This is a genomic window from Nostoc sp. DSM 114160, assembly GCF_053470305.1.
In genome coordinates this window covers 1,296,148-1,310,403 of sequence record NZ_JBPFGO010000001.1, presented here as the reverse complement: position 1 = coordinate 1,310,403, position 14,256 = coordinate 1,296,148, and the positions used below count along the sequence as shown (strand labels likewise).

The window sequence follows — 14,256 nt, the reverse complement described above, 5'->3', positions numbered from 1 at the left end:
AATTTTGCAAGAATTTCACTCGCTAGCTATTGAAACAATTTGAATTTCTGTAACTCGATGCATTGGTTTTGTAGTTTTTTCAGTGGTCACAAACTCTTCTGCATCAACAGAGAGCGCAGCAGCGATGTGAAGCGCGTCTATTGCGGCTAGACCATAGGTAGAGGCAATGCGATTTCCAGTTTGGACAATTTGCTCTAGATTCGTTGCCCAAAGGGTAACACTGCTAAAAAAAGATTCATAGAACTCTGCTTCTGCCTGTTGTTTGTTATAGATTGCTTTAGGTAAGGTTTCTAGCTGAACAAAGACGCTTGAAGCAAATTCCCGCTCGCGATCGTTGAGGATGCCAAGCGCAGCAAATGAACGAATTGTATTGGCACGAGCCGCCGCAATCAGTACACCCCTTCGGGGTTCGGCAGTCGCTCATGGGGGAAACCCCCAAGACCGCGCTGCCTCACCAGAATCGATAAAAGTTTGAGTCATCTAATCTACTTCGCGCCAGCCGCCGCGACGCTCTGCGAGTTCCTGTTCGAGTTCTTCATCACTCAACAGAGGAACGCCTGATGCAACAATGCGTTGGCGAATTTCCCATAACTTCTTACCAAGGGGGGTTTGCGGAACAAACTCCAGCTCTGGTTTTAAGGATTGTGCGAATTCAAGCACTTTATCTTGCGCTTCCGAAGAGAGTTCGCGCCAATATTCGAGTAATTGTTCTTCTTTGCTCATAGTAAGCATCCTCGTAAGTAGGTTTTACCGTTAGCAGTTTCAAATTTTTCTTAATATACCTTTAGCTCAATTCTGGGAGTTTTATTATTTTAAAGCTGACTGCCATCTGTGTATAAAGCAGCGGCAAGGCGTTCTCTCACGCTGGGCGATCGAAATCCTAAAACAATATCTTGGGGTGCAACGCCGCGTCCAATCAGTTCTCGATCGATAAAAATTTCAGTACTGTTGTGCTGAATCCAAACTTTACCTTCAATCAGGTCTAGCTGCATTGCACAACCGTAGATGCGGTATTCGCCGCGCCAACCATTATGCATGACAAGATAGCGATTGCGCTCAGTATCAAAAATCAACTGGGCTTCTAGATCGTCAGCAGCAAAATTCTCTAAGAAATCACGCACGATTTGGCGATATTGGTTTACTCGATCCATTGTTCAATCACCTCTTGATTGGAATTGTAAATAATCAAGCGAACTTCATAGCGGTCTATGACCGTTTTGGCTGGCTCAAAACGCAAAAAGGTTTGATGAACATCGCTTGGAACTGCCAAATAAAGAATGCGGTCTGGTTCTTCTGAAACTTCTAAGGCAATGCGATAGTTTAGAAATTGTCCAAGGGCAGTATGAAATTCGGAGATTGCTGAACTTGACACAAAGCTTTTGACTTCTACTGCAATTTTACGTCCTGCTTTTTGGGCAGCGATCGCTTCTTCTGCGGCGAGGTCAATGTAGATATCGGCAATCCCATAGCGCAGGCGATAGGGATCGTGGGTAATTGTCCCGCCGTCTTTTTGCAGTGCCAGCTTCACAGTATCGTGAAAAATGTCTTTTGCCATCTCAACTGTTAAATTAATGGCAATTTGATGGTAAACGTTGCACCTCGTCCTTCCCCTTCACTGGCTGCCTCAATTGTACCGCCGTGTAGCTCTACGAGTTGACGTGCGATCGCTAGCCCCAATCCCAGTCCTCCTGGCGAATATCTGCTGGGAACCTCTGCTTGCGTAAAGCGATCGAAAACGTCAGGCAGAAACTCGGCACTAATTCCCACACCTGTATCTTTGATTTGAATCGTAGCTAGAGAATCAATAGTATCAATATCAAGCCGAACTTCTACTATTCCTTCCTTGAATGTAAATTTAATCGCATTGGCAAGTAATTCTCTGATAATTTGCTGCAAGCGATCGCGATCGCCTAAAACCGTGTCACATTCTTCGGAAGTTGCTTGCATTCTGACAATTTTCGCTATCGCCTGCAAATACATCCAAAGCAAGAGCGGCTTTCTTATTTTCGATTAAGCTGTCCATAATTACTCAGATAATCTACTAAAGTTCTCAATTCTTCAGCTAAGAGAATTTTAGAATGTTACCGAATTGATATATGATGACTCAGGTTTTACAGAAAAACCAAAATTCTTTCTTTCCTTGCCCCCCTGCTCCCTGCTCCCTGCCCCCTGCTCCCTGCCCCCTGCCCCCTGCCCCCTGCCCCCTGCCCTGGTTCACGCTCGTCCAGCAAGCTGTGCCACCATTGCTATTAACTCCCTTGGTTGAGCAAGTTTATGCAAGTGCGATTGAAAACCTGCTCTTATTGCTTTTGTTCGGTCTTCTGCAAGATAAGCAGTCAAGGCAGCAGTGGGAATTTGCCATCCCTTCTCTATTTCTAGGGCTTTAATTTTGCGAATCAAAGCATAGCCATCCTCATCAGGCATTCTGATATCGCTAATTATGACATCAGGACGCGATCGCTCTAATTCCAAAAGCGCCTCAGTTACAGATGCAACTGCTGTCACCATCACCCCATATTGCTTTAGCACTGCTGCAATTAACTCGCGGGCATCAGCTTCATCATCTATAAACAGTACGTGTAAGCCATTAAGCTGATGGGGCGTTTCCACAGGTTCGCTAAAAATAGGTTGCTGACTTGCTGCAAATTGCGATCGCTGTATGTGCTTGTACTTGGTAATATCATGCAAGCATATCTGTAGTAAACTCTGTGTCCCAAAAGCTTCTCGGATAGGCTTGACTAAAAGTAAAGCATCAAAAGCTTGAGCGTTCCGCGGACAGATAGATACTTCCCATTCTTGCACAGACTTTACATTCAACGATTGGTTGAGTTTGGTACGAAAGAATGGACGCTCTTCCCTAGAAACGAAATTAGTTAATGATTTGCCAACTAAGAAACTGGGCAACATATTTAATAATGCAGCAGCAGCATAGTTGATTTCTTGAATTTTTCCTTGGCTATCTATTAGCAAATAAGCATTAGGTGCAAATTTAAACAAATTATGATAAAGCTTGCGTTCTGTTATTATCTTTTCATTTTGTTGTAGCAGTTGTTCCTCAATGATTTCCATTGCTTCTAAACTAGCCTGCATTTCTTCTTTGAGTAGCTCTAGATTGCTGAGAGAAATGTCAAGAGCTTCTAACTCTGCAATCACCTGTTGCTGCTGCATTGGTGTCTCTTTAATGTATTTATACAGTGTCTCTATCTGATCTCTAATATTTTGAAACTCAAATAGCAACTCATCTCTGTTCATAATTAACTTGCTTGTTTACAATACCTTAGCCAAAATAAAAGGATGAAGTAGAGAGGTCTACTGTAGTAGAGTAATTGTCTTCCCAGACAACTCAAAAACTACCGATCAGCCCGTGCCCGACATCTTATCACTACTAGAGTGTCTGTTACCGCAGATAAATCCTACAACGATTTGACTTTTGCCTTGCGGTACTAGCCTGAAATCGGATCGATGTTATTGTGCAATTTCATAGCGCACTAATTTTCTAATATCCTGACGGGGTAGACCTAATTCTTGGGCAATTGTCGCTTCTATTTGGTTGAATTCTATTGTTTGAAGTTCTAATTCCAATCGCTTCAAGATGGGATCTGCTGTTTCCACTTCAACCTGGGTAATTCTCTTAGTTCGGTCAACGGCGGCGTTAATGAGTAACACATTGACTGATATCCGTGCTTCGAGTTGGGTATCTGACTGAAGTTTATTTTCTGTGGAATAGGGCCGGCTTAACTCTTGAGCAGCGAGGAAATTACAGCCAAGCCAAAACACAACCGCTACTAGTGGTAGAGGCAACCAAAACTCTAATCCCAGCCCTTGCAGCCAACGTTTACTAATACGCCACACCAATACACCTGCTTTTGATTTTGCTAGCTCACACTTCATCTATATCTTAATGGGGTAGACAATTCTCTGAAATCTGACTGATGAAAGACGTTGAGATTGCTTCAATGGATTATTCTAAACAAGCACAAGTGTATAAAAGTGATGAAAATCTTACTGGTAGAGGATGATCCAAAGCAATTAATGCCGCTACACATGGTTCTCTCTCAGGCTGGACACAGCGTTGATGGTATTAAGGATGGTGAAACCGCTCAATGGCTTTTAGCTGAAAAAGAATACGATCTGCTGATTTTAGATTGGATGTTACCTCGAATTAGTGGAGTGAGTTTGTGTCAACAATATCGGGCGGCGGGAAAAACTGCTCCCGTATTAATGATTACAGCAAAAGATACCACACCCGATAAAGTCATAGGATTAGATGCCGGAGCAGATGATTACCTCGTCAAACCGATTGATATCGTGGAGTTCATGGCACGGGTGCGGGCATTGAGGAGGCGATCGCCCCTCTGGCAAGGAGACACTCTCAGCTTGGCAGACCTCGAACTTCATCTTGATACACTAATTTTGGAGCGTCAAGAGACGACTGTATCCCTTTCCAGCCAAGAATTTCAGTTGCTAGAGTACTTCATGCGTCATCCTAAGCAAGTTTTGACTCGCCACCAAATTGAGCAAGCCGTATGGGAGTGGGGTAGTGAGCCAGAAAGCAATGCAATCACCGTTTTAGTTCGTAAACTTCGCCAACGTTTGCAAACATTAGCAGCAGCCGATTGGATTGAAACTGTTTACGGTATGGGCTATCGCCTCAACCCTCCAGAACCATCTTGAAACTTGATAATAACTCAGACGCAGAGTAGGGAGTAGTGTAGTTCAATTACTTGAAAAGTCTTGTAATTACAAACTACGAACTTGTACTGAGCGTAGCCGTTGGCGTGGTCACTGAGCGTAGTCGAAGTGCAGCCTCTCGTAGAGAAGTATTACGAATTACGAATTAGCATAAGTTGTGTTTAACCGCAGTCGTCGTAACTTAGCTCGTTGGTTTACCCTTTCAATGGGATGCATTCTCATTCTCTTTGCTGGAGTCATTTACGATCTTGAGGTAAAAGACAAGCTAAAAGCATTAGATCAACTGCTTTATAAAAGAGCAGAGTTAATGGCAGCCAGTTCGCAGTATCGGCTGGATCGAGGAAAAAAACAAGTCGATCTGAGCAATATACCGCTATTGGGTAGTGGTTCTCACCCTGCTGATATTGAATTGGTCTATGTTCGCTGGTATGACCCCCAATGGCAAACTCAAGCGGTTTTTTGGTACTCCACCTCCAGAAAAGTTGGGAATAGCATCTGAGTTTCTCACGATTAAATCTGTTGACCAATTTACAGGTGAGACAGTTTGGCTGCGTCAAGTTACGTTACCTGTTCAAGGCGGAAATTCGGTCATCGGTTATCTGCAAGTTGCTATCCCGCTGACAGAAACTCAAAACGATCTCAGAGAATTTCAGTTAATGTTAACCCTTGCTGTGCCTGTAGCACTGGGGTTAATTGGACTTACAGGTTGGGTACTTGGCGGCATAGCTATGCAACCCGTTCAGCAAGCTTATAATCAACTGCAACGCTTTACATCAGATGCTTCTCATGAATTGCGATCGCCTTTGTCTGCAATTTTAACCAATGCCCAAGTTGGATTACTAATGGCAGCAGACCGTCCCCAAATCCATCCCTCAATGGAGAACATCATCGATAGCGCCAAGTCGATGAGTACCTTGGTTAATAACCTACTGCTGTTGGCTCGGCATCAGGGAAAATTAACTCCCGAATCTCTCAAAAAGGTTAATCTTAATAGCTTGCTAGAGAATTTAGCTATTTATTACCATACTGTTGCTGCAAAAGCATCGATCGAGTTGATCGGCCATTTACCAGAACAATCCATTGAGTTGTGGGCTGACCCCGATTTGCTGCGGCTAGCTGTGGAAAACTTGCTCAACAATGCCTGTAATTATACTCCCTCTGGTGGAACTGTCTGGTTACGCTTAGAACCTCACCCAGATCGGGCAGTAATTCAGGTCATCGATACTGGAATTGGAATTCCAGAGGCAGATTTACCTTACATTTTCGATCGCTTTTACCGAGTTGATACAGAACGTGCCAGAGAAAGCGGCGGATTTGGGTTGGGATTAGCGATCGCTCAACAAATTGTCCAGGCTCACGGCGGTAACATTCATGCGATCAGCAATGAGGGTAAAGGCTCGACGTTCCAGATAAAGTTACCGCTGATGAGTCATTCTTAAACCACCTTTAAGAGATGATTCATAATGAAAATCACAGATCAGAAAATATTTTCTGAGAATATCCAGAACCTCACATACTTCTTGATGTCGCTAATTTTCTGAAAGCTATAGCAGGAGGCAGGTGGTCACTGAGCGGAGCCGAAGTGAGACAGGAGGCAGTGTTTCGACTACGCTCAACTGCCGCGTAGTCGAAACTCAACAACCATGCTGGAGGTAAAAACCTTGCTATTCCTGAGATTTACGCTTGTCATTATGTCCTAATCTACTTGGCAACTGCTATAGTTTCAATTTTGGAAACCATCCTGACAAAAGCTGTAAAAAAAGTTAGGTTAGCGGTTAATTACAAGCCGCACCCTAGCAGCGATGGTAAAAGAATTAACAATTTGCACCCGTGGACTCACTAAGCAATTTGACCGACACGTTGCTGTCAATGATGTTGATTTAGAAATCCAGGCGGGGGAAGTATATGGACTGATTGGGCCGAATGGCGCGGGTAAAACAACTCTCATTCGGATGTTGGCGACTGCTGAGGAAGCAACTACAGGTGAGATTTATATTAATGGCGATCGCCTCATCCGTGACAACAGTAACCTCAAACTTAAGCGTCATCTTGGCTATTTACCCGATGACTACCCACTATATGAGGATTTGACAGTCTGGGATTACTTAGATTACTTTGCGCGTTTATATCGTTTGCGAGAACCGCGCCGCACTAAACGCTTACATGAAGTTTTAGAACTTATTCAACTTGGTAATAAACGCAATAGTCAGATTTCTACTCTGTCGAGGGGAATGAAACAGCGTTTAAGTTTAGCGCGAACCATTATCCACGAACCAATTTTACTATTACTCGATGAGCCTGTTTCTGGTCTCGATCCTATTGCGAGGATGCACTTTCGCGAAATTATTAAGGCTTTGCAAGAAGCTGGAATGACTGTCCTCATTTCCTCTCACGTTCTCAGTGATTTAGCGGAAATTTGTACTTCTGTAGGAATTATGGAACTTGGCTTCTTAGTAGAAAGTACTTCCCTACAGCAACTTTATCAACGTCTAGCTCATCAGCAAATTGTGTTATCAACTCTAGGAAACTTAGAGACACTTTTGAATGAACTTAAACATCATCCTTTAGTAGAAGAATGGGAGGTTATATTAGGAAAAAACAGTGTGCGGGTGAATTTTTCCGGCAAAGATGAAGATAGTGCCGAGTTATTGCGATCGCTCATCAAAGCGGGCATTCCTTTAACTGATTTTCACTGCACGCAAGAAGACTTAGAAAGTATTTTCTTAAAATTAGGTCACAAACAAGCATCTTGATTCATCAATAAATCTCACTCACTATTTTTGGAGAATTTTTTTATCCTATGCTCAATTTAATAGACAAAATCGGCGATTGGAATCCGCAATTATTTCGCGAACTCAAAGGACAATTTAAATTTTTTAATGTAGCGATCGCAGTTGTGACATCTTTCCTATTGCAACTGGTAGTTATTTTATATCATTTAAGTAATCCTCCCGATCATAAATACTCCCTAACTGGTAAATACTGTCTTTTACGCCAAATATATGAACCGCAACAAACACAGGTTTTCAAAGAATCAAATCAATCTAAAATTGATGAATTAAATAATTTCTTTTCCACAACTTTTTGTCCACAAAATCAAATCAATTGGCAGATGTGGTGGCGAGAGCATTGGGAATATATATTTTTAACATTTAGTGTAATTTTTATATTTACACTACTAGTTGCAGGAACTTATTTCCTAATCAATGATTTCGCTAAAGAAGAAACTCGCGGCACACTCAACTTTATCCGTCTTAGTCCCCAATCAGAAACAAGTATATTGACTGGCAAGTTGCTAGGAGTTCCGAGTTTAATTTATTTGATGATTTTAGTAGCAGTTCCTTTACATTTATGGGCTGGGCTTTCTGCCAAAATTGCTTTTAGTTACATTTTGGCTTACTATGCAATTCTTGCTGGTAGCTGTCTTTTCTTCTACAGTGCTGCACTACTACTTAGCTTATTTAGTCGTTCATTTAGTGGTTCTCAGCCTTTGTTAGGTTTGTTAGTTAGTGGTATAATTTTTGTTTTTTTGTTCATAACGATGTTACTTGCATCGTCTTATAACAACAGTTTAAATCATGCAACTGCTTGGTTTAGACTTTTTAATCCTTGGGATACAACTAATTATCTATTTCCTAACTTATTTAATCTCTCCAGTGGCTCTGATATTAAAAAATTGCAGTTTTTCTATTTACCATTAGGGAGGAATATTATTAGTGTTGTTGGCTTTCATTTATTAAATTTGGGATTGTGCAGTTACGGAATTTTGCAAATTCTTAAACGTTGCTTCCGTAACCCTCAAGCCTCAATAATTAGTAAAAAACAAAGTTATTTATTAGTAGCGTTTTGCCAGTTGATGATCTGGGGATTTACTCTACAAATTGGTGAAAACAGTTACACATTAGATCGACAAGTTGGGGAAAATTACATTTTGCTAGCATCGTACAACTTGGTGTTGATTTTAAGTTTAATTGCAGTTCTTTCCCCTCACCGTCAAGATGTACAAGATTGGGCAAGATATCGACATCAAGGAGTTTCTAGCCACAAGAGTATTTGGCAGGATCTAATTTGGGCTGAAAAAAGCCCTGCACTCGTGGCGATCGCAATTAATCTTACAATTATTACTATCCCCTGGCTAATTTGGATTTCAGTGACATCTATTTTTGATACGAACAATGGCCAAACTTGGCTGGGTAACGATGTTGACAGGTTTAAAGTACTTTTAGCTATAGCTTTGTCTATCAGCGTAATCATGATTTACGCTACCATCGCCCAATTGATACTTTTACTGAAAACTCCCAAACGTTCTTTCTGGGCAATTCGGATTATCGGTGCAGCAGTGTTCCTACCACCGATAATTTTAGAATTTATCGGCATCACATCACAGGTGTCTACTGTATGGCTGTTTTCAACTTTTCCTTGGGTTGGTATACAAGGCTCTAGTACGACAACAATTTTTATGGCATTCCTCGCTGAGTTAACTTTTCTAGGATGGTTAAACTTGCAGTTGACAAGGCAAGTGAGATTAGCAGGCGAATCTGCTACGAAAGCATTATTAGCATAACATTAGCTCGGTAGTTATCAATAAACTTAGAACCTCAATTTATCAAATAAATTGGGGTTTTTGTTTTTTTTGAATACTTTAATACTGCTATATTATCTATTATTTGTTATTTTTTTATTAACACAAGTATCACAACAATCTGAAAATCATGTTAAATATCTCTACTCAAGACCTTCGCTATACAGCTATTCAGTTTTTAGAACAAAGTCCCCCACAACGTCTACAAATTCTTAAGCAACTGGGCATCGCTCGTTATGAATTTTTAACTAAAATGAAACTAAATGAAGCTAATATCATCTGTATAATGCGTTTTTTTCAATATCCCAGTCAGCTAAAGTTTCCTAATCTGATGGGAGCAGATTTATCTGGTTTAATTTTAGATGGTGTCAACTTCATCAGAGGAAATTTGTCAGAAGCAAATCTCCAAGGTAGTAGTTTAGTAAATGCAGACCTTTTATTTGTAAATTTTACGAAAGCCGATTTGAGAAATGCAGATTTGCGAGGTGCAACTCTGAACGAGACTATTTGGTTGGAGACTCTAGTAGATAAGTGTCAGTTTGGCGTAGGTATTGGTTTAAATCATCTACAACGTCAAGATTTAGAACTACGCAAAGCGATATTTAATTCTTGAGAAGTTAGTAATGAAAACACAAAAAATTATAAGATGATTGAATTGATATTGACCTGGATAAGTTAATGAGTATTAAGTTGCCCCAAAAATTGATGCTGCTGGGTTCGGGAGAACTCGGCAAAGAATTTGCGATCGCGGCTCAACGTCTTGGTAATTATGTGATTGCCGTTGACCGCTATACCAATGCTCCCGCGATGCAGGTTGCTGATGCTTATGAAGTTATTTCTATGCTCAGTGCTGATGATTTAGAAGCTGTAGTTACCAAACATCAGCCAGATATTATTATACCAGAAATTGAAGCAATCCGAACAGAAAAACTCATCGAATTTGAACAGCGAGGGATTACAGTTATACCAACTGCGGCTGCTACTAACTATACAATGAACCGCGATAGAATTCGGGAACTGGCACATCAAGAATTGGGCATCAGAACGGCTAAATATGGTTATGCAACAACTCTAGAAGAATTGATTGCAGTTTCGGATCGAATTGGTTTTCCTAATGTTGTTAAACCTGTGATGTCATCATCAGGAAAAGGTCAATCTGTAGTGCAGGATAAGAGTGAAGTTGAGAAAGCTTGGAATTATGCGATCGCTAATTCTAGAGGAGACAGTCAAAAGGTTATTGTAGAAGAATTTATTAACTTTGAAATTGAGATAACTTTACTGACAATTAAACAGTGGAATGCACCGACAATTTTCTGTTCTCCCATTGGTCATCGCCAAGAAAGAGGCGATTATCAAGAATCGTGGCAACCCGCAGAAATTTCTGAAGATAAAATATTAAAATCCCAAGAAATAGCTATAAAAGTCACTGATGCTTTAGGAGGAGCCGGAATTTTTGGTGTTGAATTTTTTATTACCAAAGATGAAGTGATTTTTTCAGAACTTTCTCCCAGACCCCACGATACGGGAATGGTGACATTAATCTCACAAAATCTTAACGAATTTGAACTACATCTACGAGCTATTTTAGGCTTGCCAATTCCTCATATTGAACAGCTAGGAGCCTCAGCCAGCGCGGTAATTTTAGCCTCAGAAAAATCTGATTCTGTTGCTTTTAGTGGTGTCGCCGATGCTTTGTCGGAAAAAGATGTAGATATTAAATTATTTGGTAAACCTAATGCTCATCCATATCGGCGAATGGGCGTAGCTTTGGCGAAAGGTGTGAATATTCAAGAAGCTAGGGAAAAGGCTATTAAAGCCGCAAGTAAAATCACAATTATCTAATTACCGTAGGGACGTATAGCTGTCATTGATGTAAACTTCAGCCAAAACCCTTTTAAAATCTCGTTTTCAGCCTTTGGCTGGAAATGCTACTCCTAGCGGCTCTGCCGCGAGTTGGGAGGCGGAGCCTCAATGAGGGGCATTCCCAGTCATCAGACTGGGAACGAGATAATCTGCTAAAAGCTTTTTCTAGACTGGCTTTAACCTTAAGTTGACACTAATGCGCAGCTATCTGTGCGCCCTACTCCTATCTCGTAACACTATTAGGCGAATCAACCGCAGCAACCGGATTTGGCTGATTCAGATAATCGTAAACTAATCGGGAAACTTGACGGATAAAGTCTCTTCCTCTTGTGTCCTTATAAGGACGAGTGACAAAGATAGCCGCCAGATAATGCTTACCATTGGGCATAGTTACAAATCCTGCATCGCCGATGAGAAAGCCGATATCTCCGGTTTTGTTAGCGATAACTGCACCTTTCCCCAAACCGGCGGGAAGCAGTGTGTGAATTGTGGTGTGACGCAGAATATCTAAGGCTTGCTCCCGACTCTGGGGCGAAACTAACTTGTTATTCACAACTAAAGCCAGCACCCGCGCCATATCTTGAGAACTTGTGGTGTTGGTTCCTCTCAAGTCAGCTAAAAGATGGCGAATTACTGTGTCTTTCAGTCCCCAACTACGAAAGCGCTGATTTAGTTTCGCCGCTCCACCTAAGCGATCGATAATCATGTTGGTGGCGGTATTATCGCTAATGGTAATCATCTTAGTGATGGTTTCCAAAGCTGTGTACTTCTTCCCAACGCGTTCATATTGCATACTTCCAGAACCATTGGTAACTAAATCGCGCCGCATCGTCAGGTTTTCCTGAAGGGTAACTTTACCAGCATCTAAATCCTGGAAAAAAGCGATGAGTATTGGCAGTTTGATTGTACTCGCAGCAGGGAAAACGCGATCGCCTCCAATATCCAAATAATCCCCAGTATCCAAATCCAGGAAAAACATTCCTGTTTTCAGAAAGCTGTAGCGACTCATCAAGGCTTTAATTTGTGGTTCCAGCACTTTCATTGGTGAATGCATTGGAACCACGCCAGCAAAGAGAGTGCTATTATCATTCACTCTTGGAGAAATACTCGGAGTTATCTCTAGATATTGCGGCTGGGTTGCAGTCAATCGTATTGGCTTAGGTAACTGCACAGACCAATGATTAGGGGATTCCTCTTGCAGTTGCACCTGTGCTAAATCAAAGGTGTAACCTGGTGCTAAAGTAACTACCATGCGGGTAGTCTCTGCATTAAACTGCTCGATGCGAATGTCTTTAATTACTGGCCCCACTCTTTGACTAGTCTGTGGATATCCTAATGTAACTCCAGACAAATCAATTACCAGACGAGTCGGGTTGGTAAGTAGTTGTACCTTCGGTTGAACATTTTCATCTGTAGTGAAGTCCAGATGATTGCGATTGCTATCAAAATGCCAATTAGCGACCGCACCATTAGCTTTAACAGTGGAGCCAAGCAGCAGCAAGCTTAAGAAACTGGGTAGAAGCCAACTAAATTTTACAATGTTTTCTTTGTGTGTGAGTAGCATCAGCGATCGCTTTGTGTGTGAGGAAAATTCTTGAACTAACAAAAGCCGCCCACCATTAAAGCACAATTATGAAAAATTTTGTAAATTGCAGTGAAAAGGCAAGGTAAAGAACCAACCGAACCGATTTTGAGCGTGGCGTAATCTATTGCATCCACCACGAATGCATTTGCGTATCGCGGCTGATGACTGTTTCTCCGGCGTGAGCCGCAATGCCACAATTGTGTCACTGAAGGCTTTTATTGCGAAATCTACAGTAGATATTCGATAGGCATACCACATAAAAATGAGTTTTATCCTGACATAACATTGACATCAGAATGACATATCTAAAAAGTATGGAATCAACTATAGTTTTAACAAATCAACATAATTTCTATTTAGTAACTGCGCTGGTTACAAGCTACAAAATTTTTAAATTATATTTCAGCAGCTAAAGCATTGTCAAAATTACTATATAGACCATGTGCGAAACCTGTTTCGTTCAGTACGTCAACTGAAGTCAGGTATCAAGAGCAAAAATCTCAAGATATCATTGAGGCGTTTATTCTCAATACAATACTAAAACAATAAATGCGATCCTATGAATTCTGTTTCAATATCTCTGCTTGATTCAACAGCAATAGCAATCTGGCAGAATCTGTCTATAGGTACTTTCATGTATTTTTCTACCTAAAAGTATACATATATAGCTAAAACTTGAGTTATTGATTTAGAGAAATCAGTACTACAAGAAAACTGTCCATGTTTTCCCAAGATAAACCAAATCCAAAAGATTCACCGCAAGTATCATCTTCAGCACCTTGCCAAACCATTTTGCCCACAGCCCCATTGCCGGAAGCGATTAGTCAAAATATCGAGACTATTATTGCCCTGCACAAACGTTATGAAAAAGATGTACCTCAACATCAACGGTTTGTAGAAACGGTAACAGCCTTTTTTGGTCGTCCAGCATTCCTATATAGCATCCTGTTAGGAATTATTCTGTGGGTAACACCCAATGTTTTACCACGACGTTTAGGCATATCAAGATTCGATCCCCCGCCATTTTCTTGGCTACAATTTTCACTGACCGCAGGTTCCCTGTTAGTAACAGCAGGGGTGTTGATAAAACAAGAGCGTCAGGAAAAATTAGCAGAGCAAAGGGCGCAACTTAGCCTTCAGCTTAACCTCCTCTCTGAGCAAAAAATCGCAAAACTTATCGCTTTAGTTGAAGAATTACGCCAAGATATTCCTAATGTCAAAAATCGCCCCGATCCGCAAGCCCAAATAATGAAAGAAGCTGTCGATCCCCAAGCGATTCTAGATACTTTAGAAGAAACTTTAGAATCAGAGTTAGCTAATTTTCAGAACCGAAAAATACCAGATAAGGAGTAATAATGCTAACTATTGTATTAGCAAAATCACTAAAATTAGTAACTTTTTGATTGTATTTGCTACCCCTCTCAATACGGTTTAGATAGGCTGGGGAGGTAGTTTGGAGGCTCTTAAAGTGAAGAGATTAAATTTAAATACTTTTGCTTCCCCAGCACTTTCCTCTACCTTCGCTCAAAAAATT

15 protein-coding genes and 1 pseudogene are annotated in these 14,256 nt (G+C 41.1%); 8 read left to right on the top strand and 8 right to left on the bottom strand.

Annotation, left to right across the window (positions count from 1 at the left end; translation table 11 throughout):
• Positions 1-15: 15 nt before the first annotated feature.
• Positions 16-342: a nucleic acid-binding protein gene (locus NSTCB13_RS06190; protein ID WP_448273137.1), complete on the bottom strand. Its 327-nt coding sequence runs from the start codon at positions 340-342 to the stop codon at positions 16-18.
• On the opposite strand from NSTCB13_RS06190, the gene NSTCB13_RS06185 reads away from it, so the two are divergent.
• Complete coding sequence (locus tag NSTCB13_RS06185) at positions 341-475, top strand: hypothetical protein (protein WP_448271716.1); 135 nt, start codon at positions 341-343, stop codon at positions 473-475. The two genes, NSTCB13_RS06190 and NSTCB13_RS06185, sit on opposite strands and share 2 nt — an antisense overlap.
• A gap of 5 nt (positions 476-480) precedes the next feature.
• Here the strand turns inward: NSTCB13_RS06185 and NSTCB13_RS06180 are convergent, their stop codons facing one another.
• From NSTCB13_RS06180 to NSTCB13_RS06155, 6 genes are all read right to left on the bottom strand, one after another.
• The gene (locus NSTCB13_RS06180) at positions 481-723 is read right to left on the bottom strand and encodes a hypothetical protein (RefSeq protein ID WP_448271715.1); all 243 of its coding nucleotides are present in this window, start codon (positions 721-723) and stop codon (positions 481-483) included.
• An 89-nt stretch (positions 724-812) separates the two neighbouring features.
• A complete protein-coding gene (locus NSTCB13_RS06175; protein ID WP_448271714.1) occupies positions 813-1,151 on the bottom strand; it encodes an element excision factor XisI family protein in 339 nt (112 codons plus the stop codon).
• A complete protein-coding gene (locus NSTCB13_RS06170) occupies positions 1,139-1,555 on the bottom strand; it encodes a XisH family protein (RefSeq protein WP_448271713.1) in 417 nt (138 codons plus the stop codon). Before NSTCB13_RS06170 ends, NSTCB13_RS06175 begins: the two co-directional genes overlap by 13 nt.
• A gap of 8 nt (positions 1,556-1,563) precedes the next feature.
• A complete protein-coding gene (locus tag NSTCB13_RS06165; RefSeq protein ID WP_448271712.1) occupies positions 1,564-1,947 on the bottom strand; it encodes a sensor histidine kinase in 384 nt (127 codons plus the stop codon).
• Positions 1,948-2,214: 267 nt separating this feature from the next.
• Positions 2,215-3,252: a response regulator gene (locus tag NSTCB13_RS06160; protein ID WP_448271711.1), complete on the bottom strand. Its 1,038-nt coding sequence runs from the start codon at positions 3,250-3,252 to the stop codon at positions 2,215-2,217.
• 213 nt (positions 3,253-3,465) lie between these two features.
• The gene (locus NSTCB13_RS06155) at positions 3,466-3,891 is read right to left on the bottom strand and encodes a hypothetical protein (protein WP_448269037.1); all 426 of its coding nucleotides are present in this window, start codon (positions 3,889-3,891) and stop codon (positions 3,466-3,468) included.
• Positions 3,892-3,993: 102 nt separating this feature from the next.
• Between NSTCB13_RS06155 and rppA the strand changes: the two genes are divergently transcribed.
• The 6 genes and pseudogenes from rppA (at position 3,994) to purT (ending at position 11,116) form a co-directional block, all read left to right on the top strand.
• Positions 3,994-4,674: a two-component system response regulator RppA gene (rppA, locus tag NSTCB13_RS06150; protein WP_445632236.1), complete on the top strand. Its 681-nt coding sequence runs from the start codon at positions 3,994-3,996 to the stop codon at positions 4,672-4,674.
• Between the two features lie 175 nt (positions 4,675-4,849).
• Positions 4,850-6,131 (top strand): annotated as a pseudogene (locus tag NSTCB13_RS06145) (sensor histidine kinase).
• Between the two features lie 363 nt (positions 6,132-6,494).
• Positions 6,495-7,445, top strand: a complete 951-nt coding sequence (locus tag NSTCB13_RS06140) for an ABC transporter ATP-binding protein (RefSeq protein WP_448269031.1) — start codon at positions 6,495-6,497, stop codon at positions 7,443-7,445.
• Between the two features lie 47 nt (positions 7,446-7,492).
• Positions 7,493-9,256, top strand: coding sequence for an ABC transporter permease subunit (locus tag NSTCB13_RS06135; RefSeq protein ID WP_448271710.1), 1,764 nt, complete (start codon positions 7,493-7,495; stop codon positions 9,254-9,256).
• A gap of 148 nt (positions 9,257-9,404) precedes the next feature.
• Positions 9,405-9,887, top strand: coding sequence for a pentapeptide repeat-containing protein (locus tag NSTCB13_RS06130; protein ID WP_448269028.1), 483 nt, complete (start codon positions 9,405-9,407; stop codon positions 9,885-9,887).
• 65 nt (positions 9,888-9,952) lie between these two features.
• On the top strand, positions 9,953-11,116 hold the full coding sequence (purT, locus tag NSTCB13_RS06125) for a formate-dependent phosphoribosylglycinamide formyltransferase (RefSeq protein WP_448271709.1): 1,164 nt from the start codon (positions 9,953-9,955) through the stop codon (positions 11,114-11,116).
• A 244-nt stretch (positions 11,117-11,360) separates the two neighbouring features.
• Here purT and NSTCB13_RS06120 read toward each other — a convergent pair whose 3' ends face one another.
• Positions 11,361-12,701, bottom strand: coding sequence for a serine hydrolase (locus NSTCB13_RS06120; protein ID WP_445632235.1), 1,341 nt, complete (start codon positions 12,699-12,701; stop codon positions 11,361-11,363).
• A 741-nt stretch (positions 12,702-13,442) separates the two neighbouring features.
• Here NSTCB13_RS06120 and NSTCB13_RS06115 point away from each other — a divergent pair.
• Positions 13,443-14,075, top strand: a complete 633-nt coding sequence (locus NSTCB13_RS06115) for a DUF1003 domain-containing protein (protein WP_448271708.1) — start codon at positions 13,443-13,445, stop codon at positions 14,073-14,075.
• Positions 14,076-14,256 lie beyond the last annotated feature (181 nt).